The 24,394-nt window shown below is 33.2% G+C and carries 18 protein-coding genes; 17 read left to right on the forward strand and 1 reads right to left on the reverse strand.

Annotated features, from left to right (window positions below; all coding sequences use genetic code 11):
* The first annotated feature begins 7 nt into the window (after positions 1-7).
* Positions 8-850: an Asp23/Gls24 family envelope stress response protein gene (locus ABV008_RS08080; protein ID WP_352419317.1), complete on the forward strand. Its 843-nt coding sequence runs from the start codon at positions 8-10 to the stop codon at positions 848-850.
* 23 nt (positions 851-873) lie between these two features.
* On the opposite strand, the gene ABV008_RS08085 is transcribed toward ABV008_RS08080, so the two are convergent.
* On the reverse strand, positions 874-2,985 hold the full coding sequence (locus ABV008_RS08085; RefSeq protein ID WP_352419318.1) for a methyl-accepting chemotaxis protein: 2,112 nt from the start codon (positions 2,983-2,985) through the stop codon (positions 874-876).
* Between the two features lie 441 nt (positions 2,986-3,426).
* Between ABV008_RS08085 and ABV008_RS08090 the strand changes: the two genes are divergently transcribed.
* The 16 genes from ABV008_RS08090 (at position 3,427) to ABV008_RS08165 (ending at position 24,381) form a co-directional block, all read left to right on the forward strand.
* Positions 3,427-4,686, forward strand: a complete 1,260-nt coding sequence (locus ABV008_RS08090; protein WP_352419319.1) for a Glu/Leu/Phe/Val family dehydrogenase — start codon at positions 3,427-3,429, stop codon at positions 4,684-4,686.
* A 135-nt stretch (positions 4,687-4,821) separates the two neighbouring features.
* Positions 4,822-6,444: an L-aspartate oxidase gene (locus ABV008_RS08095; protein ID WP_352419320.1), complete on the forward strand. Its 1,623-nt coding sequence runs from the start codon at positions 4,822-4,824 to the stop codon at positions 6,442-6,444.
* A gap of 518 nt (positions 6,445-6,962) precedes the next feature.
* On the forward strand, positions 6,963-8,246 hold the full coding sequence (locus tag ABV008_RS08100; protein ID WP_352419321.1) for a purine-cytosine permease family protein: 1,284 nt from the start codon (positions 6,963-6,965) through the stop codon (positions 8,244-8,246).
* A gap of 271 nt (positions 8,247-8,517) precedes the next feature.
* Entirely contained in the window at positions 8,518-10,089 is a 1,572-nt protein-coding gene (locus ABV008_RS08105; RefSeq protein ID WP_352419322.1) for a sigma-54 interaction domain-containing protein, read from the forward strand.
* 406 nt (positions 10,090-10,495) lie between these two features.
* Entirely contained in the window at positions 10,496-11,377 is an 882-nt protein-coding gene (locus tag ABV008_RS08110; RefSeq protein WP_352419323.1) for an FAD binding domain-containing protein, read from the forward strand.
* 17 nt (positions 11,378-11,394) lie between these two features.
* A complete protein-coding gene (locus tag ABV008_RS08115; RefSeq protein ID WP_352419324.1) occupies positions 11,395-11,859 on the forward strand; it encodes a (2Fe-2S)-binding protein in 465 nt (154 codons plus the stop codon).
* A 17-nt stretch (positions 11,860-11,876) separates the two neighbouring features.
* A complete protein-coding gene (locus tag ABV008_RS08120; protein WP_352419325.1) occupies positions 11,877-13,157 on the forward strand; it encodes a xanthine dehydrogenase family protein molybdopterin-binding subunit in 1,281 nt (426 codons plus the stop codon).
* A 2-nt stretch (positions 13,158-13,159) separates the two neighbouring features.
* Positions 13,160-14,140 carry a xanthine dehydrogenase family protein molybdopterin-binding subunit gene (locus tag ABV008_RS08125; protein ID WP_352419326.1) on the forward strand — a complete coding sequence of 327 codons (981 nt, stop codon included), beginning with the start codon at positions 13,160-13,162 and terminating at the stop codon, positions 14,138-14,140.
* A 221-nt stretch (positions 14,141-14,361) separates the two neighbouring features.
* Complete coding sequence (locus ABV008_RS08130; RefSeq protein WP_352419327.1) at positions 14,362-15,417, forward strand: PTS sugar transporter subunit IIC; 1,056 nt, start codon at positions 14,362-14,364, stop codon at positions 15,415-15,417.
* Between the two features lie 420 nt (positions 15,418-15,837).
* Positions 15,838-16,734 carry an NAD(P)-dependent oxidoreductase gene (locus ABV008_RS08135; protein WP_352419328.1) on the forward strand — a complete coding sequence of 299 codons (897 nt, stop codon included), beginning with the start codon at positions 15,838-15,840 and terminating at the stop codon, positions 16,732-16,734.
* Between the two features lie 2 nt (positions 16,735-16,736).
* Positions 16,737-18,140, forward strand: coding sequence for an L-serine ammonia-lyase, iron-sulfur-dependent, subunit alpha (locus ABV008_RS08140; RefSeq protein WP_352419329.1), 1,404 nt, complete (start codon positions 16,737-16,739; stop codon positions 18,138-18,140).
* Positions 18,141-18,159: 19 nt separating this feature from the next.
* Positions 18,160-19,365, forward strand: coding sequence for a 3-isopropylmalate dehydratase large subunit (locus ABV008_RS08145; RefSeq protein WP_352419330.1), 1,206 nt, complete (start codon positions 18,160-18,162; stop codon positions 19,363-19,365).
* A gap of 3 nt (positions 19,366-19,368) precedes the next feature.
* On the forward strand, positions 19,369-19,893 hold the full coding sequence (locus ABV008_RS08150; protein ID WP_352419331.1) for a LeuD/DmdB family oxidoreductase small subunit: 525 nt from the start codon (positions 19,369-19,371) through the stop codon (positions 19,891-19,893).
* A complete protein-coding gene (locus ABV008_RS08155; protein ID WP_352419332.1) occupies positions 19,886-21,745 on the forward strand; it encodes a cobalamin-dependent protein in 1,860 nt (619 codons plus the stop codon). The genes ABV008_RS08150 and ABV008_RS08155 overlap by 8 nt, the downstream gene beginning before the upstream one ends.
* A gap of 58 nt (positions 21,746-21,803) precedes the next feature.
* Entirely contained in the window at positions 21,804-22,952 is a 1,149-nt protein-coding gene (locus ABV008_RS08160) for a 2-methylaconitate cis-trans isomerase PrpF family protein (RefSeq protein ID WP_352419333.1), read from the forward strand.
* A gap of 13 nt (positions 22,953-22,965) precedes the next feature.
* Positions 22,966-24,381: a glutamate mutase L gene (locus tag ABV008_RS08165; RefSeq protein ID WP_352419334.1), complete on the forward strand. Its 1,416-nt coding sequence runs from the start codon at positions 22,966-22,968 to the stop codon at positions 24,379-24,381.
* Positions 24,382-24,394: the final 13 nt, after the last annotated feature.

A 24,394-nucleotide genomic window follows, 5' to 3' on the forward strand; every position in this document is an offset into this window, starting at 1 on the left:
GAATTTTATGAAAATAGTAGCCTTAATAGGTCATAGTGGTACAGGGAAAAGCTATAAAGCAATTACCGTGGCTAAGGAAAAAGATATTGAATATATTATAGATGATGGTCTTTTAATAAGAGGAAATAAGATAGTTGCGGGGAAATCTGCCAAAAGGGAAACTACGACAGTTAGTGCTATTAGAAGAGCAATCTTTATGGACAGTACTCATAGATTAGAAGTAAAGAATGCAATAGCAAAGTATAATCCTTCTAAAATACTCATATTAGGCACTTCAGATAAAATGATAGACAAGATTACAAGCTCTCTAAGGCTATCAGAAGCAAGCGAAAGAATTTATATTGAGGATATTTCAACAGAGGAAGAAATAGATACAGCTAAGAAATTTAGAAAAAAAGAAGGTAAGCATGTTATTCCTGTTCCTACCTTTGAAGTAAAAAAGGACTTTTCTGGATACTTTATTGATAGTCTAAAAATATGGAGGAAGAAAGAAAATCATAAGGAACAAGTATTTGAAAAAACAGTAGTTAGGCCTACCTTTAGCTATCATGGTAAATATACAATTTCAGATGGTGTCATAAAGGATTTACTAAGACATGCTGCAAGTAAAGTCATTGGAATTTCTAGGGCTTATGGAGTACAAATAAAAAGTCTGGAGCAAGGAATTATTATTAGAATAAATGTTGAGATTATGTATGGAAATCCAATCATACCATTGATTACTTTAATGCAAGAGCAGATAATCTATGAAGTTGAGAATATGACTTCTCTAAATATTTTAGCAGTTGATGTAGTTGTGAAAAAAATGATACTACCTAAAAAAGAAATCAACTTTTTTCTTCAAATTTGAAGAAAAAAGTTGATTAATATTTTTTATAGCTTAAATGTATTTACAAGAGAATTTAATTCTTCAACAACATTTTCTAAATCTATAGCCATTTGAGCAATACTTTCTATTGTAGCAGTTTGTTCTTCAGTAGTAGCAGATACCTCCTCTGTAGAAGCAGCTGATTCCTGAGATATTGCTGCAATACTCTCTATAGAAGAAACTACACTATCCTTAGTTACATTAACCAAACTTACTTTTTCTAAAAGAGTATTTATTTGCTGAATAGATTTTTCTATAGAATCATAAATTAATTCAAAGGTTTTACCGTTTTCGTCCATTGCAACATTTGATTCTTGGAAAATTTCATTGAACAGATCTACATTTGTTTTAGTCTTAGTCATACTATTTTTTATATCTGAAATAATGTTTTCAATATCATTTGAATAATGTGCTGATTGTTCGGCTAATTTTCTAATTTCTTCTGCAACTACAGCGAATCCTTTACCATTTTCTCCTGCTCGAGCTGCTTCAATAGAAGCATTCAATGCAAGTAAGTTTGTCTGTTCAGATATAGATTGAATTGTGCTTACTATGCTATGAATAGAATTAGATTGCTCTGATAAATTGTGCATATTATTAGACACTTCAACAGCAAGCTGAGCATTTAATCTAAACTTTTCCTGAAGGACTTTTATTTTTTCTAAGCCTTCAATGCTTTGTTTTCCCATTTCATCGGAAAAATCCTTCAATCTTGATGAGCTTTCTTCTATACTATTGATTTCTCTAGCAAGGACTAATAACTGCTCCGTACCTTCCTGAGTCTGTTTAGCTTGTTCAGTTGCTCCTGCTGCCATTTCCTCTATTGCCTTCGCTACTTCCTGAAGTGAAATAGAACTTTCATCAGTTGTAGTGACTAAACCTTTCGAATAAAGACCTAACTGACTAGAATTAGTAGAAATTCTATTAACTATTTCTCTTAGGGCAGTTCTCATCTGAGCTATTGATTTTGCCATTACTCCTATTTCATTTTGATGAAGATATAGATTGTTGTTTTTATCATCATCTTGTTCTTCTAGATTAAATTCAGAAGTTCTATTAATAAGTTTTGTTAAGCTAGATATAGGAGATGAAATCTTTTTACCAGATAAAAAGGCTCCAATAACCGATATGATTATTCCTATAACAATGATTCCAGAAAGAAGAACTATTAGTGAATACATATCTTTATATACTTCAACTATTGGGGCGATAATTATTAAAGTATATCCATTGATAGTCCTAGCGTAACCTAATAATTTTTCTTCTCCTCCAAAAAATGTTCGTAAAACATTTGAACCACTTTGCTCAATATCTTCTACAATATACTTATACTGACCATTATTAATAGTACCTATGTTGTCATTTACAGTAAGAGTTGGATGAACTAAGTAATCATATTCTTCATTTAAGAGAAAAGCATATCCAGTATCAAAAACTTTGATTTTATTTACTAGATTTTTAAAATCCTCAAATGAAATTCTCAAGCCAACAACACCTATTACTTCACCGTTGGAGATTATAGGAGATGAAAATGTTACGACTTCAGAATTAGTTCTTTCATCTATATATGGATGAGACCATATACTTTTCTTTTTATCAACTACATCATGAAACCATAAATTACTATCTTTTTTTTGAATAAAATCTACTTCTTCAACATCTGTTATTTTATTAAAATCACCTGTTCCACTAATTCTCTTGAAATCTACATGCTTTAAATTATCTGTCAAATCAGGTCTAAAATAAATAAATACTCCGTCTATGGTTTCATCAGTTTTTGCTACATTCTCTACTAAAGGTTCTAGGTCATTTAAAAAGTGTTCTGTAGCTTCTGGTTCATTTAATATAGAGATAATATTTTCAGTATTGGATACTGTTGAAGCAATGATATTTATTGAGTTTTCGAAATGTTTAATACTTTGGTTTAGTTCATTTACATTGGTAGTGGCAGTTAATAGAATATTTTCTTTTGCCTTTTCCATAATTACCTTACTACTTACAAATATACTTACTGCGCCAGTAATCACTGCTAATAATACAGTGTAGACTAATATAGATGTGATTATTTTAGTCTTAATAGTTTTGCTTTTAGTACTGTTAAATTTGATTTTTTTCATATGTACTGCCTCCCATAATAAATTTAGTGTTTTATGGAAGAATAATTTAATTAGTTAGGAAGATTTTCAAATAGTATTGTACTATATAGTATCTTTAATTGAAATAGTTAAAAGGTTCTAAATAATATAAGTAATATGAAAAGATGTATATAATACGTCAACAATATACAAAATTCACTGATTATTAGAATTTTTGAGTTGTGAAAAAATGATAAAAAATTAATACTTGTTTACTTTAAGACGAATTATATGTTATAATTCATTTGTAACAATAAGGAAGTAAGGAAAACGTATACATCAGATGTCTATTCATAATCCAAGATTTTTTATGGTCTCATTTGTCATTTTTATTTAACATTTTGATTCCTTATTACGAATATTTAATATAACGAATCAACTATGTTAAAATTTTAAAAATTAACCTTAAAGGGAGGAACAAAAATGGCAGAAAAAACTTTAAATCCTTTTGAAATTGTTCAACAACAGATAAGGTCTGCTTGTGACAAACTAGGTGCAGAAGACGCTGTTTATGAATTACTTAAACAACCTCTAAGAGCGCTTGAGGTAAATTTCCCAGTTAAAATGGATGACGGAAGCATCAGAGTATTTACAGGCTATCGAGCACAGCATAATGATGCACTTGGTCCAGCAAAGGGAGGAATAAGATTCCATCCTGGAGTTAACTTCGATGAAGTTAAAGCTTTATCAGCATGGATGACATTTAAGTGTGGGGTAGTTGGAGTTCCATATGGTGGAGGAAAAGGTGGAGTTATTGTTGACCCTTCAGAATTATCTCAGGGAGAGCTAGAGAGACTTTGTAGAGCTTACATAATAGCCATATCTCCTGTTATCGGAGAAAAGAAAGATATTCCAGCACCAGATGTAGGTACTAATCCACAGGTAATGTCTTGGATGACAGATGAATATTCAAAGATGAGAGGAGAAAATGTTCCTGGAATTATTACTGGTAAACCTGTTGCATATGGAGGTTCACTAGCTAGAAATGAAGCTACTGGATACGGAGTTGCTTTAATGATGAGAGAAGCAGCTAAGAAAAATGGTCTAGATATGAAAGACTTAAGAGTGGCAGTTCAAGGCTTTGGTAATGTAGGAAGTTTTGCTGCATTATTTGCTGAAGTACTAGGGGCAAAGGTCGTTGCAATATCTGACTTCTCTTGTTGTTTAGTTGATGAAAATGGAATAGATGTTAAAGCATTAAAAGAATATGCTAGTAAAAATAAAAATAAATTCATAACAGGATTTGGAAACGGTACAAAAGAACTTGACAGAGAAGAAATATTTGGAATAGATTGCGATTTGTTCTCACCATGTGCACTAGAAAATGCTATAACAAGTCAAACTGTAGATAAAATAAAAGCTAAAATCGTAGTTGAAGGCGCTAATGGTCCTACTACTCCTGAAGCAAATAAGGTACTTAACGAAAAAGGAATGTTTGTAGTACCTGATATTTTAGCTAATTCTGGCGGAGTTACTGTATCATACTTTGAATGGGTACAAAACTTAATGAATCACTACTGGTCATTCGAAGAAGTACAACAAAAACAAGAACAACTAATGGTTAAGGCATTTAATGAAATTATAGAATTAACAGAGAAATATAATGTTGACATGAGAACTGCAGGATATATGATTTCAATTAAGAGAGTAGCAGATGCTATGAAACTAAGAGGATGGTATTAATTAAATAAGATTAACTTGAAGAACTCTATTTTTAGGGTTCTTCTTTTTATGTCTATGACAATTGGCATGCTAATTGCTTTACAATAAGAAAAGTTTCTTTATTACGGCAATTTACATAAAGAGGTGGGAATTGAAATGAATTATAAAACAGATGTGCTAGTTATAGGAGGAGGTAGTGCAGGTTTACATGCTGCCATAGAAGCCAAAAAACATGGAGTAAAGGTGATTCTTGTATATAAAAAAGGTGGAAATGCTACTATTATGGCTGCAGGTGGATTTGCAGGAAATTTTAGACTGAATGAGGAAATAGATGAAGAAAGGGTTAACGAAGTATTTGTAGAAGATATTTTAAAATCAGGCAGAAATATTAACAACAGAAAAATTGTAAAAAAGCTTGTGGAAAATAGCAGTAAAGAGATTTATGAGTTACAAAAGTTAGGCGTAAAACTCTATGAAGAAGAGAATGGAAATATAAAAGTATTTCATGCTTCTGGTCATTCTTATCCTAGAACTGTTAGATGTGTAGGTGGTAATACAAGACAATACTACTCAACATTAAGAAATTTAGCTCTGGAACTAGGTGTTATAATCATAGAGGATGTAGAAATTATAGATTTAGTAAAAGTAAATGGAAAAGTTTGTGGAGCTTTTGGCATTCATAAAAATAATCTTATATTCTTCTCTAGTAAAAGTGTAATATTAGCTACAGGTGGTATAAGTGCAAACTATAAATTTTCTACACATAGAAAAGGAATTCAAGGTAATGGGCTAATCATGGGCCTAAATGCAGGAGCAAGGCTTGTAGATATGGAATTTATACAATTTATGCCTACAGTTATAGCCTATCCCCAAAATTTAGCGGGTTTTATTGTTACAGATACATTAAGGGGAGAAGGAGCAATTTTATTAAACAAACACCTAGAAAGATTTATGGAAAAATATTCACCAGTAAAAAAAGATATGGAAACTAGGGATATAATTTCTCAATCAATTTTTCAAGAAATTTATGAAGGTCGTGGAACGGAAAGAAGTACAGTATATTTAGATGCAAGACACATCGATAGAGAAAAAATCAAGAAAAGTTTTACAAATTATGAATTGCTTATGAAAGCAGGTATTGACCCTAAAGAAAATCTCATAGAGATTACTCCCGGCACTCATTATACTTGTGGTGGCATTAAGATTGATGATAATGCTTATACTGGTGTTGAAGGGCTATGGGCTGCTGGTGAAGTAACAGGAGGACTACATGGAGCAAATAGGCTAGGTTCTGTGGCTTTAACGGAAAATATAGTGTTTGGTAAATTAGCTGGAAAAAATGCAGCATTATATTGTTTAGAAGCAAAGAAACATTTTGTTGACTATAGACCTGATTATTCTATATCTTATGAAGGTCAAAATCAAGAAAAACATAAAGAAATCATTGAAAATTTAAGAAATATTCTTTCTAATGCTGCTGGTATAGTTAGAAATGAGGATGATTTATTAAAAGGATTAAAAGATGTAGAAGATATTTTATCTAAATTAGAAAGCAAAGAAAAGGAAAAGAATAATTACTCATATGAATTGTCTAGTACACAGGCAAAGTCCTTTGCCTTGATTAATTATTGTATATTAAAATCTTGTTTAATTAGAAAAGAAAGTAGAGGCACACATTTTAGAAAAGATTATGTAGAAGAAAAAGAAAAATTAGCAGAACCAATATCTATAGAAAGAAAAGGAGAGAAAATTTCACATTATTTTGATGAGGAACTCTAATTAAATAGAGTTTCTTTTTTTATTGAAAAATATATTGTTTAGAAAACTACAAAATCATTTCAAATAACAAAAGTGCATTTCATATTAGAAATGCACTCCAAAGCCATGTAATTGCTTGGATGAAATGTTTTATGAAAATTTGCATTTCAAAAATGAAATACCATTTATGAAAGAATGACTTTTTATCCTCTGGAAAGCTAGTATTTAGTCAAAACACTTTGTTAAAAACTTGGCATACATCTTGCTATATTTATAGATAAATAGTATAAGTTTCCTACTACTGCTTAATTTGTACATAACACGTGCATAACACATAGTACATGTCAAAAAGTAAGCACTATACAGTATATACTGAACATAATAAGACATTAACTCATATATACAGCAATGGAAACGAAAATAATAGAAAGGAGGGAATAACTAATACTGGCAGTAGTAATCAGTTATTTTTCTAGGAAACTAATTGCTATTTAATAGAAAACTTGTCGATTACTAAACAATGAACAGGAGGAGAAAAGATGTCTGAAAAAAATAATAGTAATGCATTAGAAAACGCCTTCAACTCAGTTCCTGATTCTGAAAGAAAATCATTATTAAGTCTTACTGTAGTGCTAGCAGGCTATCCAATAGCGTTATCTAACTTTGTCATTGGTGGTGCTGTTGGAGTAGGAATGACATTTTCAAAAGCAACAACAACTTTATTAGTTGGTAATGCTATACTTATAGCTATAGTATTGGCTACAGGTTATATGGCTTTTAAAACAGGTTTATCCACTTCCTTTTTATCAAGAAGAGTTTTTGGTAAAAAAGGTTCAACAATATTTTCGCTATTATTAGCTTTTTCTTCAGTAACATGGATTTCTTTAAATGGAGATATATTTGCTAGATTAATAGATAGCACTTTTTCTTGGTGGCCACTACCTATTTCGATTACTGCAATTTTATGTATAGCTTTATGGACTCAATCAGCTATTAGAGGATATAAAGGACTAGAATTTATAAGTTATTTAGGAGTTCCTGCAGCACTTGTAATGTCCATTGCTGGAGTTATAGCTGTAGGAAAAGCATCAGGAGGATATGCAGATATTTTTACTTATGTACCTGCTACTTCATTATCTTTTACTGCTGCAACAGCATCAATTATTGGAGGATGGGTTTTTGGAGCTACTATAACACCGGATGTTTGTAGATTTGCTAAAAGTACAAGAGACCTTGTTATTGCAGGTATAGTTGCATTTACTATAGGGTGTTTCGGTCTACAATTTGCAGGAGCTCTTGTAGGTATAAAGACTGGTAATGGAGACTTTACAGCAGCTATGACTTCTTTGGGACTTGGTGTACTAGCCTTTTTTGCAGCCATATTCTGTTTATGGACAACTCAAGACAACAACATATATGGAGCCAGTTTAGCTATACAAAATGTATTGGATGATACATCTTTAAAAGGAAAAGTTAAACATAAACATATTGCACTTGCAATAGCAGGTTTAGCAGCTATATTTGCAGCTCTTGGTATATTTAACTATCTGGTTCCAATTACACAAACTCTTTCAGTGTTAATACCACCAGTTCCAGGATTATTAATTGCAGAAGAAGCTTTCGTAAGAAATTCTAAGGAAAATATGAAAGTAAATCCAATAGCAATGGTCTCATGGCTATTAGCTGGAATTGCTAGTTATATAGCATTAAAGACAGACATGTTTGTTCCACCTATAGTTGGTATAATATCAAGTGTTATATTCTACGTAATTTTAAGTAAAATATTTGATGCAAAACATGTAGCTAAAGTATCAAATAACTAAAGTTTTTATGCAAATAGGCTCTTGGTTAACCTTACAAGAGCCTATTTTATTAATATTGTAAGAAATGGTACATTCTTTATTTACTAGATATAAGGGGAAAATCACCATTTAAATGAGTAACTTTTATTAAATAACTTGTAAAGCTATAAGTTGCATTATTAATTAAAACACCCTATATCCATAGATGAAATATTCTGTTATAATTATAATGAACGATAATATTACAAATATGACAAATAATATGTTAAGTTGAATCGAGGTGTTATTTATTATGAGTAAAATGCTTAATACTCTACTAGGTTCACTTCCCATTATTGCAAAAGTTACATCTGGATATGCAGCTCTTACTGATAGAAATGGAGAAAGAATTAAAACAACAGATTCCGCAGGGAATGAGGTTATTGAATTAAAAGGTGTATATTATGATTTGGCTAAGGAAGCAGCTGAAAAGCAAGAGACGGTGTATGGAATGTCTCAGCTTGAATATGGTGCAGAAACTTGGTGTATACCGATTGAGGACTATGTTCTTTGCTGTAGCAATGTTGAGCGTGTAGGATATAGTAACTCGTTAAAGAATTCACTTATCGAAGCCCTTCCTTTTATAGCTAGGGTCGCTGGTGGTGAAGCAGTAGTATTTGACAGTGAAGGTAAAAGATTGGCCTCAGTAAACTCTGATGGTGAAGTAAATACTAAATTTTTAGGTACTATTAGTAAAGATGCAAATGAAGCGATGAAAAAACAAAGACCTATAATAGGTGAATCAAATTATATTAGTGGAGCAAATGCAGTTAGAATTCCTATAGGAAAAGATTTTGGATTTGGATTCAATAATGAAGATTATGTATCAAAAAATCAAAATCTAATGGATGAAATGAAAAAATATCAGGCTGCAAAATATAACTTTTCTGATATTATTGGAAAAAGTAATGAAATTAATAGAGCAAAAGAAGTTTCTAAAATTGCAGCTCAATCTAATTCTAGTGTCTTGATACTTGGCGAAACTGGAACAGGAAAAGAAGTATTTGCACAATCTATTCATAATGCTAGTATTAGGTGTAATAAGCCTTTTGTAGCAATAAATTGTGCTGCTATACCACAAAACCTTATGGAAAGTAGTTTCTTTGGATATGAAAGTGGAGCCTTTACAGGAGCCAAAAAAGGAGGTTCATCAGGAGTATTTGAACAAGCTAATGGTGGAACATTGTTTCTGGATGAAATCAGTGAAATGCATCTAGAACTCCAATCAAAGATACTAAGAGTTTTACAAGAAAGAGAAGTTAGGAGAATAGGCAGTGAGAGAGTGATTAAGTTAGACATACGTGTCATATCAGCTTCTAACAAAGACTTGGACGAGTTGGTTAAAGAAGGCAAGTTCAGACGAGATTTATTTTATAGGCTAAATGTTCTCGATATACATCTTCCTTCCTTAAGGTATATAAAAGAAGATATTCCACTACTAGTTAATCATGCAATCAGAAATATGAATATTACTTTTGGAAAATTCGTTGAAGGAATAGATGAAGAGTCTCAAAACATTTTAGTTAACTATAGCTGGCCTGGTAATATTAGAGAGCTAATGAATTGTATTGAAAAAGCATTTAATATTTTAGGTAATGAAAGAATAATTAAAAAAGAGCATTTACCTAGAAATATTATGGAAAACTACAGTATTACAGATGTCAATAGCGAAGGGCTTGACGAAATGATTAAAAAATATGAAAGAGAAATAATATTAAGAGCACTTGAAATAAACGATGGGATTAAGTCTAAGACTGCAGAGTATTTAAAAATAAGTACAACTACTTTATGGAGAAAAATGAATCAATTAGATATTAAAGAATAAAATCATTGCATTAATGTAAAGCTACATTTCATTTTCGAAACACATCTTACATCGTTATTTATGCGCAATAAGCGAAAATTCAATAAAACATTTCAAAAGCGAAACATTTCTAGAGGCAACAATTTAAGGGCCAAGCATGTGAATTTTTCAATGCGATTTATTAAAAATCTTTAACAAAGAAATTTTTATCTGTTATGGAATATAATTGCTGTTTCATCTATGGCTTAGTTAAGCCTATATAAGCTGCTATATAAGCCAAAAAACTATAATCTAATGAGAATTGAATCTTTATCTTAAAAACTTGGCAAGAATATTGCAATAAAGTTTATTGTGAAACTATAGCAAGAATTATGGTGAAATAATTATCAAGTTTCACAATAAAATTTTCTAAAATAGGAGGGGAAATATGAATTCTTATGAATACTTTTCGCCAAAAACGATGAATGAACTATTAGATGTATTAGAAAGTGCAGATGAGCGCACTCATATCATAGCTGGCGGAACAGATATAGTTTTAGACATACGTTCAGGCAGAATAAAGCCTACGAAAGTGGTAAACATCAATAAAGTAGAGGAACTGAAATATGTAAAAGAAGAAGAAGGCTATATAAAAATAGGCTCTATGATGACTTTTACTGACTTAGAAATAAATGAGCTTATTAATAATAAGGTTAAGATTTTAGCCAAAGCTTGTAGTGAAGTAGGTTCACCACAAATAAGAAACTTAGGTACAGTTGGAGGAAATATAGTAAATGCCTCTGCTGCTGCTGACTCTGTAGCTGCATTTATAGGCTTAGATGCAAGTGTTGTACTTAAGAGCAAAAAAGCAGAGAGAACTATGAAACTTGTGGATTTTTATGACAATGGGAAGCCAAATATAAGAAAAGATGAAATTTTAACAGAAATATTCTTCGAAAAACCAAGTGACAATACAGCTACATGTTTTACTAAACTTGGTAGAAGAAAGGCATTAGCTATTGTTGTTTTAAGTATGGGAGCTCTAATTGAAAAAGATGAGTCAAATAAATGTACTAAGGCTCAATTTGTTTTAGGCGCTGTTGCTAAACACCCTATGAGAATACATGAAATTGAGGAAAAAATAATAGGGAAAGAGTTAAACAGAGAAAACTTATATGGATTATTAGATGACATGTCAACAGTTATTTATAATACTATTTTAGAGGGATCTCCTAATAGGCTAAGGAGTGCTAAATATAAGAGTAAGAGTATAGTAGGAATCGCTAAAACAACTTTTGACAGCATTCTTTCAGACCTAAAGATTGAATAATATAGGAGGCTTGGAAAATGAGCAAAGTAAAAATTAATTTTAATTTAAACTATGAAGACGTTACTGTAGAGGTTGATTCAAACAAAAGATTAGTGGACATGTTGAGAGAAGATTTAGGGCTTAAAAGTGTAAAAGAAGGCTGTGGCGAAGGAGAATGTGGAGCTTGTACTGTGATTTTAGATGGGAAAGCAGTGACTTCATGTACTGTATTAGGGCCACAAGTAGATGGGTGTAGTGTAGTAACATTAGAAGGTCTTTCGAAAAATGGAGAATTAGATAAGCTTCAAGAATCATTTATTGAGGCAGGTGCAGTTCAATGTGGTTTCTGCACACCTGGAATGATTCTTTCTGCAAAAGCACTTTTAATGGAAAATCCAAACCCAACTAAAGAAGAGATTAAAAGAGCTATGGCAGGAAACTTATGTAGATGTACTGGATATGTAAAAATAGTTGAAGCCGTTGAGTTAGCTACTAAACGTTAAATAAAGGAGGGGAAAAAGTGAAAGATTTTGCAGTTGTTGGAAAAAGTCCTATTAAAAAGGATGTTTTAGGAAAAGTAACAGGAAACGCTTTATTCGCAGCTGATATTGAAATGGAAGGTATGCTTTTTGCAGCTGTAAAAAGAAGTGATGTAGCGTCAGCATATATAAAAAAAATTGATACAAGTAAGGCAGAAGCATTAGATGGAGTTGAATGTATACTAACATCTAAAGATATTCCGGGAGGAAACAGAATCGGAATAATTATAAAAGATGAACCTGTATTAGTAGATGATAAAGTAAGAAGAATAGGCGATGCAATCGCACTTGTTGCTGCTAAGACAAAGGAAATTGCTGAAAAAGCTGTAAAGCTAATAGAGGTAGAATATGAAGAAATAAAACCTGTATTTACTATTCAGGATGCTCTTAAAGAAGATTCAGCAAAAATACATGGAGACTCAAATATTCTACAAAAGAAACAGTTAATACGCGGAGATGTAGAAGAAGCATTTAAAAAATGTGATGTAATAGTTGAAAACACTTATGAAACATCATACTTAGCACACATGTTTATTGAACCTGATGCAGGAGTTGCGAAATTTGAAAATGGAGTAATGACAATATGGAGCTCCACTCAAAATCCTCACTTTGATAGAGGAGAAGTAGCTAGAATGCTAAATATGCCTCAAAATAGAGTGAGATCAGTACAAACTGTAACAGGTGGAGGATTCGGAGGAAAACTTGATATATCTGTACAATGTCATGTTGCACTTTTAGCATATTATACTAAGAAACCAGTAAAAATGGTAAGAAAAAGAGAAGAGTCTATGCTTGTTTCAAGTAAAAGACATCCTATGAAAATGAAGTTTAAAACAGGTGCAACAAAAGATGGAAAAATATTAGCGACAGAGGTGGAAATGTTCAGTGATACAGGTGCATATGCTTCATATGGACCAGCAGTTCTTACAAGAGCATTAGTACATTGTACAGGACCATATGAAATCCCAAATGTTCGCGCCGTAGCTACATTTGTTTATACAAATAACCCAATGGCAGGTGCCTTTAGAGGTTTTGGTGTTCCACAAGTTGCCACAGCACATGAAGGTCAAATGGATGCTCTAGCAAAAGAACTAGGAATGGACAGAGCAGAAATTAGAAAATTAAATGCTCATAAAGTAGGTACTGTTATAGCTACAGGCCAAGAATTAAAAGACAGTGTAGGTATTATAGCAACAATAGATACTGCTTTAGAAAAGTCAATTGAATTAGGGATGATTAATAGAGGAGGTGACTGTAAATAGCCATGAAAAAGAGAGGAACAGGAATTGGAAGCATGTGGTATGGAATAGGTAATACAGGTCTACCAAATCCAGCTTCAGCTTTTGTGGAAGTTCATTCAGATGCTACTGCTACTGTGCTAGCAGGATGCGCAGATATAGGACAAGGTGCTATGACTGTTATGGCACAAATAGTTGCTGAAGAATTAGGATTGAATTATGAAGATGTATATGTAACTGTTGCTGATACAGGGGTGACTCCAGATGGTGGTGCAACTTCTGCTAGTAGACAAACTTATATTTCTGGTAATGCTTGTAGATTAGCTGCAAAAATGGCTAAAGAGACAATTCTAGAAGTAGCAAGTGAAGTTTTGAATGTAAAGAAAGAAAAAATCAGCACAAGAGATGGTTTAGTTTATGAAAGTGAGAACAAAGAAAATTCTATTATCTACAAAGATTTAATGATAGAAATGAAAACTAGAGGTAAGGTTGCAGTTGGAAGCGGGTCTTACAATCCTAATACAACTTACTTAGACCCAGAAACAATGGCAGGTATTCCTTTTGAAACTTATTCTTATGCTACAGCAATAGTAGAGGTGGAAGTTGATACAGAAACAGGTTTAGTGGATGTATTAAGAGTAGTTTCTTCTCATGATGTGGGACAAGCAATAAACAAACAAATGGTTGAAGGACAAATTCATGGTGGAGTTATGATGGGTAAAGGCTTTGCATTACTTGAAAAAGCTGAAGTAAGTAATGGAAAAGTCAATAATATTAACTTCTCAAAATATTTAATAGATACAATGATGGATACTCCAGAAATATATCCAATAATTGTTGAAGAGCCTAGCCAAACTGGACCTTTTGGTGCTAAAGGAGTAGGAGAACCAGCTCTTATACCAGTTATTCCAGCTATAGCTAGTGCGATAGAAGATGCTATAGGAATAAGAATAAATAAATTTCCTATAACACAACATGATATTGTAGAAGCCTTAAATCAAAAATAATGACTAGAAGTCTTGAAAAAAATTAGGTTTTTACTGTTATACTATTTTATTTTATGGGTTGATTATGGGTTGAAGCTTTGAAATGAGCTTAAAGAGGCTTCTTTGAAAGCATTAACAATTCAAAGTAGCTTCTTAAAACCCATATACTTGAAGTTATTAAAGATATAAGAGAATTTATCTATGGATAAAATAAAACAAAAAATGATATGGGGGTTGTTTCGTTGAGTCAAAATCAAAACACAGCAACAGCATCAAAGCAAAGCTTTCTAAAAAGAAAGAACATAGAAATATCTGTTAAGAGATATTTAATTGATGCCTTGGGACTAATGGCTCAAGGGCTTTTCGCTTCTTTATTAATCGGTACAATATTGAACACATTAGGAAGTAAGCTAAATATACCTTTCTTAAGTGAAACTGTGTGGCCTATAGCTAGAGATATGACTGGAGCTGCCATAGGGGTTTCTGTAGCTTATGGTTTGCAGGCGCCACCACTAGTATTATTTGCTTCCACTATTTCAGGTGCTGCAGGAAATGCATTAGGGGGACCAGCTGGTGCTTTTGTTGCAACTATACTTGGTGCTGAATTTGGTAAAATCGTTTCCAAAGAAACTAAGCTTGACATTATTGTTACACCAGCAGTAACAATTTTAGTAGGTGTTCTAGTTGGATCAGCTGTAGGACCAGCAGTTAATGCATTTATGACTGCTACTGGAGAATTAATAATGTATGCAACAACTTTACAACCATTATTAATGGGAGTAATAGTTTCTGCAATAGTTGGTATGACATTAACTCTTCCAATAAGTAGTGCTGCACTATGTATGATGCTTAGTCTTGGGGGAATAGCAGGTGGTGCTGCTACTGCTGGATGCTGTGCACAAATGGTTGGATTTGCTGTAATGAGCTTTAAAGAAAATAGTTGGGGTGGATTAGCTGCACAAGGTTTAGGTACATCTATGCTTCAAGTACCTAATATAGTTAGAAACTGGAAGATATGGATTCCACCAACATTAGTTGCTGCTATAACAGGACCTATGGCAACAATACTATTTAAGATGGAAGGAACTCCAATGGGTTCTGGTATGGGAACTAGTGGTTTTGTTGGACAATTTGGTACTATAGAAGCTATGGAAGCTGCTGGTAAAGGTGGAATGCAAATGTGGATTGGAATTTTATTATTACATTTTATAATACCAGCTGTCCTTACTCCAATAATATGTAATTTAATGAAGAAAATTGGATGGATTAAAGAAGGAGATTTAAAATTAAACTTATAATTAGTTAGATTTAATAACAGTATTTATTTGGAATAATTTAAGTTAGGGAGATTTTTACCACTAGTAGAGGCGGGGCACTCTATTAGTGGTAATTAATTATGCTAGGGGTATTATGCATGAAGAAGAAGGTTTGGGATGAATGATTTAATATTTACATAACACTCCTGTAAATAAACATTTCAATATCGAACCTATATTTCAATTTTGAAATGCTATGTAATATGAGTATGTTGATATTCTCGGGAAAATAGGAAAATGGCATTTCAAAATTGAAATATATAAAGAAAAAAACTATGTATTTAGGCAAATTTAAGGGGGGATTAGTTGGCATGAAAATTGCTATATTATTTTAATAGAACTTTTCTAATTTATTATAAAATATAAAAATATAAATATAAATAAACAATCAGGAGGTACAAAATGAAAATAGGTTTTATTGGTTTAGGGGTTATGGGCAAGAGAATGGCAACTAATGTGTTAAAGGGTGGCTATGAGCTTACTGTATCTGACCTAAATAAGGATTCAGTAAAAGATTTACAACAATTAGGAGCTAAAGCAGCAGAAACTCCAGCTGAAGTAGCTCAAAATTCTGATGTAGTACTTACATCTTTACCAAACTCCGCTATAGTAGAAAATGTTATTCTAGGTAAAAAAGGAATCCTAGAGGGAGCTAAAGAAGGAACTATAATAGTAGATTTAAGTAGTATTACTCCAAAGTCAATACAAAATATTGCAAAAAAAGCTAGCCAAAAAGGTGTAGAAGTTTTAGATGCGCCTGTAAGCGGTGGAGCAGCAGGAGCAGAAAAAGGAACTCTTACTATTATGGTGGGAGGAAAAAATGAAGTTTTTGAAAAAGTTCTTCCAGTACTAAACTGTATAGGAACAAAAGTTAACCACGTTGGTGAAGTAGGAGCTGGAGATACTGTTAAATTAGTAAACAATCTATTACTAGGAGCTAATATGGTAGCAGTTGCTGAAGCACTAGCTTTAGGAGTTAAAGCAGGACTTAAACCTGAAATTCTTTACAATATTATTAGTAAAAGCTCAGGTTCTTCTTATGCACTAACTGCTAAGTACAATAACTTTATAGCTAAAGGCAATTTTGAACCTGGATTTATGATTGATTTACAATACAAAGATTTACAACTAGCAGTAGACACTTCAAAAGATTTAAAAATGCCATTAGTAATGGGTAATTTAGCTCAACAAATGTTTGAAATGGCAAGAGCAAAAGGATTAGGAACTGAAGATATATCAGCTGTATTAAAATTATATGAAGAATGGGGAAATATTGAAGTAAGAGAGGAGCAAGCGTAATTATGGCTATTGAAACTATGATTAAAGAAAAAATGCCCCTAACTCTCGGGGATATAGTAGAAATTGCAGATAAAAACAATTTAAGATTTGTTGATGTAGTGCTCAATGAAGCAGAAATTCAAACAGGTAAAAATAGAGAAGAAATATTAGAAGAAGTATTAAAAGAGTTTGAACATAATTTACAAGCTGTAGAAGTTGGATTAACTACTGGAAGTAGTTTGTTACTTGGTACAACTGGCTCAGAATTAAATAATATGGAGGGATTTAGATTATTTAAGGATGAGTTTGTTGACAAAGCTCTAGTATATACAATAGCAGCTCAAGTAGGAAATCATGGTATAGGGCTTAATCCATGTGCAGGTACTGGAGACTCTTGTCCTTATACAGGCTTTATTAAAGCTATGTTTGAATCTGGTTATGAAAAGAGTAGAGTAGCAGAAGTAGCTGCAATAATATTGAAAGTAGGCTCAATGTTTAGAGTAGGTAAGACAACTACTGGATGTAATATGGAAGGCTTCGGTGCAGGTTCAGCTGCCATTGCCGCTGCAACAGTTGAACTATTGGGAGGAAGCGCAAAGGACACAGAACGTGCTATGGTTATAGCTATTTCTCCTACGATAGGAGTTCCTTGTACTCCAAGGGTTATGGTACCAGCCCTATGTGCAACTCATATAGGAGGAGCTATATTAAATGGTACAATGTCAGCAGGCTTAGCAGTTAAGACTAGTATTGAAGTTAATGTGCCAATAGATGTTATGCTTGCAATGGCTACAGAGATTCATCCTATATCAGCAAAGGCTTTAGTACCTGTAGTAGTAGAGTTTATGCAGCCATTCTTTAAAACTAAGGAACCAGTAGAAAAACTTATAGATGAAAAAATTAAAGCTGAAGAAAAAGCACATATTGAACAAACATTAGTTAAAGCAAAAAAAATAGCTAAGAAGCTAGCTGAAGGTGCAAGACCAATTACTAACACTTTAGGTGAAGCTGTTGTTGGCGGTAGTAGTCAAGCTGTTGGTTCTCCAACAAATACAGGTAGAATTGCTCACTTCTTAGCAAAAGGGAAAATAAAGAAAGTTAAAATAGAGCTTTACCCAGAATTATTTGCACGTAGAGGAATAAATGTTCCAGGAGTATTGATGGGGGCTGTTTATGGAGCATCTACTGCTGATGGAAAAATGTATAAAGAAGTAATGGAGCTAGTAGAAAAAGAAGGAATAGCAGTAGAAATAGTTAAAGATGATGAGTATCAAGTTCAAAGAATTACAATTGAAACTGACCAAGGAACATACATGGTAGATGCTTTAAATAGAGGTGGAGGAAGATTAGTATTAAGAAATGCTACACCTTCAAAACAAGAAGCTATTGATATAGCTAATAAATTAGGCATAGTACTAGTTGAATAGTCGAAAGAAGGTGAGACAAGTGAACATTATAGAAAGAATTATTGCAAAAAAAGCTAATAAAGAAACTGTTAAAGTTGGAGAAGAACTAAGTGTAAAAGTAGATTTAGCAATAGCTCACGATGTTACTGGTCCCTTAGCAGTGGCTCAATTTATGAAAATAGGAGTAGACAAAGTATTTGATAAGGATAAAGTCGTATTTGTAATGGACCATAATATACCTTGTTCATCAGTGGACTCAAGAATTCAGCATAGAACAATAAATGAGTTCTGTGAAAGATTTGGTGCAAAAATATATGGCAGGTCTGAAGGAGTTATTCACCAAGTTGTCCATGAAGAAGGATTGTATAAAAAAGGCGATATTGTAGTAGGAGCTGACTCCCATACTTGTACAGCAGGAGCCTATGGAGCAGTGGCTATACCATTAGGTTCAACTGAACTTGCGGCAGTTATGGCCTTAGGAGAGCTTGACTTGGAAGTACCAGAAACTTATTTAATAAACGTTGATGGAAAATTAAATCCTGGAGTTTATGCAAAGGATATTATTCTTTATGTTATAGGTAAATTTGGAACAAATGGATTTACTGATAAAGCAGTAATATTCAGTGGAAGTACAATATTAGGACTAAGTAATGAAGAAAAAATGACAATCTCTAATATGATGATAGAAATGGGAGCTATGATTGGTTACATTGATCAAGGAAATGAAGAAATAGGTAATGTAAAAAAAGCATATAATATTAGCGCATTAGCTATTCCACCTGTAGCGGCTTGTCCTTCATCTCCAGGTAATGTAAAACCTGTTAAAGAAGTAGAGGGACAAAAAATAAATCAAGCTGTTGTTGGAAGCTGTACAAATGGAAGGCTTTCAGACTTAAGAATAGCAGCAGAAGTATTAAAAGGAAGAAAAGTTGCACAAGGTGTTAATATGGTAGTAGTTCCTGCTTCAAAGACGGTTCTAGATAAAATGGAAGAAGAAGGCTTAACAAAAATATTTAGAGAAGCAGGTGCAATAGTTACTAACCCAGGATGTGGACCTTGTTTTGGGGCACATCAGGGACTACTTGCAAAAGAAGATGTGGCTATATCTACTACAAATAGAAATTTCCCAGGAAGAATGGGACACAAGGAAGCAAAGATTTACTTGGCTTCTCCTAGAACAGTAGCAGAAAGTGCTGTAAGAGGATGTATTACATGCCCAGGCACAGTAATTCCATTGGAGGGGTAGTTAATGGACAAGATAAAAGGAAATGCATTTATATTAAATGAAAATGTGGATACAGACCAAATACTTCCTGGATATGCTATGAGCTATCCTGTTGAAGAATTGAAGAAAGTTACATTAAGAGGAAGTATAATTCCAGACTTTCCAGAGAAAGTTAAAACTGGAGACATTATAATAGCTGATGACAATTTTGGCTGTGGCTCTAGTAGAGAACAGGCTCCTGTAGCTTTAAAAAGCTGCGGTGTAGGAGTAATAATAGCCAAATCCTTTGCAAGGATTTTTAGAAAAAATTCTATTAATATAGGGCTACCAGTAGTAACTTGTGAATATATAAAAGAAATAAAAAACGAAATAAAAGAAAATGACGAGTTCGAAGTAGATTTAATAAATGGAACTATAACAAATCTAAGAACACAGAACCAATACAAGCTTAATCCTTTATCAGAAACCACACTTGAAACTCTTCAAGCAGGTGGACTAATAAATAAAGTTAGAAATAAATTAGTGGAGAGAGGTGCAATTAATGGCTAAGAAAAGACCAAATACCGAGAGAATTATTAGAGAAGACATTGACAGAATAAAGGCTTATGAAAAAGCTTTCGGTGTCAAAATGCCATATATTGATGAAAATGGAGAAGTACAAGGTTTACCTGACCCATATCCAAGAGAAATCAATGGAGTAGTACGTAGTGGATATAGATTAACTGAGCTTGGAAGAAAAGCTGTAGAGACAGGAAACCCTATTCTAAATCCTATACTTGGAAGAAATAGTGCAGAAGAGACATTTAAAGAATCACAACATATGTATGATATGGCTGAAAAGCTTGGTGTTACAATATTTCAGTTTGTTCACTCAGAAGCTACAAGACATATTGATCCACTAGACGGTATAGAACTAATAGAGCAATCTAGAGGAAAAGGTGGAATTACCCCAGAAGGAGAAAGAGAATTTGTTCAAATGGGTGGTGGCTCAAAGCATCCTATTAGAATAAATGCTACAGGAGATACAACTCATTTAAATGTTTTAAATGCATTAATAGCTGGATTTGATGGTACTGACATAGGGCCAGTTATTCACGTACACTTTGGTGGAAGAGGAATACATGATTTCAGAACAAAGGTAGAAAACGGATACAAGGCAATTCAAATCTGTGCAGAAAATAATATGTTTGTTCAGCTTGATACTCACAAGCATATAAACAATATAATGGGAACAGATGGTATGGCTTTAGCAATGGTTTTATTATCTGAAGGTTTAGCGGTGAAAGCAGGCTTAGATAGAGCATTAAGTGCTATTCAAATGAACGTAGCAGGAATCAACGTATTAGCTGACTTAGCTTTAGTAAAAGCTTTTAGAGAAACTATTTGGAGTGAATTTATAATAGCAGTTCCAGAAACGTTCCAAAATCCACCAGCAGATCTTATTGCAGAACAGGCTCACTTTGCTAGAATGGCAGCATCAGCAAAGCTTGCAGGAGCAAACTTCTATAGGCCAAAGGCAGCGGAAAATGTAGGTATACCTACTGGTGAATCTATGGCTAAGGCTATGTGGGCTACACAAAATGTATTTGAGGGAACTTATAAGGTTGATATTCATGATCCATTTATAGACCAAAGAAAAGAAGAAATAAAGACTGAAGCTATGGCAGTATTAACAGCTGCACTTAAGAGAGATAAGATGTTGAAACCTGAAGAAATAAATGCTGATTTCTGGGCTAAATATGATGATCATGAGTTAATTGATTTAATAGTTGAAGCAGGAAAAAACGGTATTTTAGATACACCTAGAGCAGGTGGTTGGGATCTTAAGAGATTCGTTAAAACACATAGAGATAAAGATGGTATTAGAAGATATGTGCCAGGTTACACTCCACTAGGAGTAGATGAAAAGTACATGCCTATTGCTAAAGAAAAAGTAGAAGTTCAAAAAGAAACTCCAATTACTAAGAAAGAAAAAGTAGTTTTAGCAACAGTTGGAGCAGATGCACACGTAGTTGGAATAAACATGGTTAAAGAAGCATTCCAAAAAGCTGGATATGAGGTAATATTCTTAAGAGGTATGAATTTACCAGAAACAGTAGCAGAAGTTGCTGCTGAAACTAAAGCTAGTGTTATTGGAGTAAGTAACCTATTAGGATTAGGCCTTACATTATTTCCAAGAGTTGCTAAGAGACTCGAAGAACTTGGACTAAAGGATGATGTGGTACTTCTAGCAGGTGGTAGAATAGCAGAAAAAGAAGAAGAACATGCTATGTACGAAAAGAAAATCAGGGAAGAGGGAACTGGTTTCCTTGGAGTCGATAACTTCTTTGGACCTGGAACTGACCTTGATGAATGCATAAAATGGGTTGAAGATGAATTAGCTAAAAAAGCAAATAAATAATTTTATTTGCAAGCAACCTTTTCTTATATAGATTAAAAAAAGACAGGGAGGAAATAATATGGACCAAATAAAAACACCTGTTGTAATAATGAGAGCAGGCACTAGTAAAGGAATATTTATTAAAGAAGAAAATTTACCAAAGGATCAAAAAGAAAGAGATGAACTTATACTAAAAATATTTGGCAGTCCAGATATTAGACAAATAGATGGTTTAGGTGGAGCTGATCCATTAACAAGTAAACTAGCTATTATAGGGCCTTCTACAAGAGAAGATGCTGATGTAGACTATACATTTGGACAAGTTTCATATGTAGCACCTAAAATAGATTATTCAGGAAACTGTGGAAATATATCTTCTGGAGTAGGTCCATTTGCAGTAGACGAAGGCCTTGTAAAAGTTGAAGAGCCTTATACAACAGTAAGAGTACACAATACTAATACAGGTAAAATATTAGTTGAAAGAGTAGAAGTTAAAAATGGTAAGGCTAAGGTTACAGGAGATTATTCTATAGCTGGTGTTCCAGGAACAGGCTCAGAAATAACTATTGATTTCTCTGATACTGCTGGAGCAGCAACAGGTAAACTTCTTCCAACGGGAAATGTAATAGATAAAATAGAAGTAACTGGATATGGTGAAATAGAAGCTTCTTTAGTAGATGCAGCAAATCCTGTTGTTTTTGTAAGAGCAAAAGACTTAAAATTAACTGGTATTGAGACACCATCACAAATAGATGAAAACAAAGCAATGTTAGCTACATTAGAGGAAATAAGAGGTAAGGCAGCTGCTATGATGGGATTAGTTAGTGATTGGAAAAATGCAGTTAAAGAAGCTCCCGCATTTCCTATGATAGCATTTGTTTCTCCAGCTCAAGACTATGTAGACTTTACTAAGGGAAAAGAAATAAAAGAAGCGGATGTAGATTTTGTTTCTAGACTTATGTTCATGCAAGTTGTGCATAAAACTTATGCAGGTACAGCAACAACATGTACAGGAGCAGCTGCAAGAATAGAAGGCACTATTGTAAATGAAGCAATGAAGGCTAAAGGAAGAGGTAAGGACAGCGTTCTAAGAATAGGTCATCCAGCAGGAGTAATAACTGTAGACGCAGCAGCAAAATGTGAGAACGGAAGCTGGAAATTGGAAAAGGCAGCAATAAGTAGAACTGCAAGAAGAATTATGGATGGCAATTGCTATACAGTTAAATAAGGGATGAATAAAAATGTGTAAATACGATTATCTAATAATAGATATAGGAAGCACTTATACTAAGCTAAGACTTTTTAAAGACTGTGAACTGGTGGCGACTGTACAGTCGCCTACTACAGTTGACAATGTTTATAAAGGCATAAAAGCAGGACAAGATATTATAAAAGAACAATTAGATGAGGATAAGATAGAAGCTAAAAATGTTCTAGCCTCTAGTAGTGCAGCAGGTGGCTTAAGGATGGTAGCCATGGGTTATATGACTAGAGTAACTGCAAAAGCCGCAAAAGAAGTGGCTATGAACTCAGGTTCTAAAATCCTTGAAATAGTGTCTAATGAAAATCTACCAGAATACAGAGTACAAATTCTAAAAGAGATAAATCCTGATATTATTCTACTAGCAGGAGGAACTGATTTTGGTGATGAGTCTTCACTTATTGAAAATGCCTCTTTAATAGTAGAAAGCAAGGTTAAAGGAGTAGTAGTTATTGCAGGTAACATCAAGGCTCAGGCAGAGGCCGCAAGGATATTAAGAGAAGGCAAGGTATCTCATGTAAGAGTTCCAAATATTATGCCTACAATTCACCAGCTTAGGGTAAAGGAAGCAAGAGATGCTATTCATAGAGAATTTATAAAGCAAATAACTAAAGCTCAAGGCCTAAGCATATTACAGGAAGAGATAACTAATGATAAAATCATACCTACACCTGGAGCAGTTTTAATAGCTTCTGAACTTCTTGCAAAGGGGACTTATCTAGAAAAAGGTATAGGTGAAATAATAGTAGTAGATTTAGGTGGAGCAACTACTGACGTCCATTCCATAATACCTGGATATGATAACCTTGAAGATGAAGAAATAGGACTTATAGTAAGCAATGAAAAGCAAGTTTCTTATAGAACTGTTGAAGGTAACTTAGGAATGCGTATTAGTGCAATGGGAGTTCTAGATACAGTAAGCCCTAAAGCTATTTTTCACAAAAGAGGATTAAAAGATGAAGAGCTACTAGAGGAATTTACTCAATACTGTACTGAAGTAGAAAAAACACCAAGACATATAGCTGAAAATGAAAAAGAATATATGTTTGATACACTTATTGCAGAAACTGCAGTAGAAGTAGCTTTAAAAAGACATGCAGGATTTATCTCTACTGTTGCAGACCCTATTACAGGTATTTTGCCAGGGATGCCAATAGGTAGGGATTTAAGAAATGTAAATACCATAATAGGAGTAGGAGGAATCTTCTCACATAGAGAAGCTTCTGAAAGTAAAAAAATCATAGAAAACGCATTAAAAGATAAGGGTATTTCGCTTTTACCTAATGACCCTAAAATAATAATAGATGAAAATTATATACTTTATACTGGAGGCATTATTTCACAAGTTGATGAAGAGTATGCATTTCAGATACTAAAAAAACAATTTAAATTATAAAAAAGTGGAGGTA

It is taken from the genome of Proteiniborus sp., from assembly GCF_040308045.1.
Lineage (GTDB): Bacteria > Bacillota > Clostridia > Tissierellales > Proteiniboraceae > Proteiniborus.

Bases quoted from the DNA above. Each gene is read 5' to 3' on its own strand.
- ABV008_RS08080 (WP_352419317.1), top strand. From the start codon at position 8: ATGAAAATAGTAGCCTTAATAGGTCATAGTGGTACAGGGAAAAGCTAT.
- ABV008_RS08155 (WP_352419332.1), top strand. From the start codon at position 19,886: ATGGCTAAGAAAAGACCAAATACCGAGAGAATTATTAGAGAAGACATT.
- ABV008_RS08160 (WP_352419333.1), top strand. From the start codon at position 21,804: ATGGACCAAATAAAAACACCTGTTGTAATAATGAGAGCAGGCACTAGT.
- ABV008_RS08165 (WP_352419334.1), top strand. From the start codon at position 22,966: ATGTGTAAATACGATTATCTAATAATAGATATAGGAAGCACTTATACT.
- ABV008_RS08135 (WP_352419328.1), top strand. From the start codon at position 15,838: ATGAAAATAGGTTTTATTGGTTTAGGGGTTATGGGCAAGAGAATGGCA.
- ABV008_RS08100 (WP_352419321.1), top strand. From the start codon at position 6,963: ATGTCTGAAAAAAATAATAGTAATGCATTAGAAAACGCCTTCAACTCA.
- ABV008_RS08090 (WP_352419319.1), top strand. From the start codon at position 3,427: ATGGCAGAAAAAACTTTAAATCCTTTTGAAATTGTTCAACAACAGATA.
- ABV008_RS08125 (WP_352419326.1), top strand. From the start codon at position 13,160: ATGAAAAAGAGAGGAACAGGAATTGGAAGCATGTGGTATGGAATAGGT.
- ABV008_RS08085 (WP_352419318.1), bottom strand. From the start codon at position 2,985: ATGAAAAAAATCAAATTTAACAGTACTAAAAGCAAAACTATTAAGACT.
- ABV008_RS08150 (WP_352419331.1), top strand. From the start codon at position 19,369: ATGGACAAGATAAAAGGAAATGCATTTATATTAAATGAAAATGTGGAT.
- ABV008_RS08095 (WP_352419320.1), top strand. From the start codon at position 4,822: ATGAATTATAAAACAGATGTGCTAGTTATAGGAGGAGGTAGTGCAGGT.
- ABV008_RS08110 (WP_352419323.1), top strand. From the start codon at position 10,496: ATGAATTCTTATGAATACTTTTCGCCAAAAACGATGAATGAACTATTA.
- ABV008_RS08140 (WP_352419329.1), top strand. From the start codon at position 16,737: ATGGCTATTGAAACTATGATTAAAGAAAAAATGCCCCTAACTCTCGGG.
- ABV008_RS08115 (WP_352419324.1), top strand. From the start codon at position 11,395: ATGAGCAAAGTAAAAATTAATTTTAATTTAAACTATGAAGACGTTACT.
- ABV008_RS08105 (WP_352419322.1), top strand. From the start codon at position 8,518: ATGAGTAAAATGCTTAATACTCTACTAGGTTCACTTCCCATTATTGCA.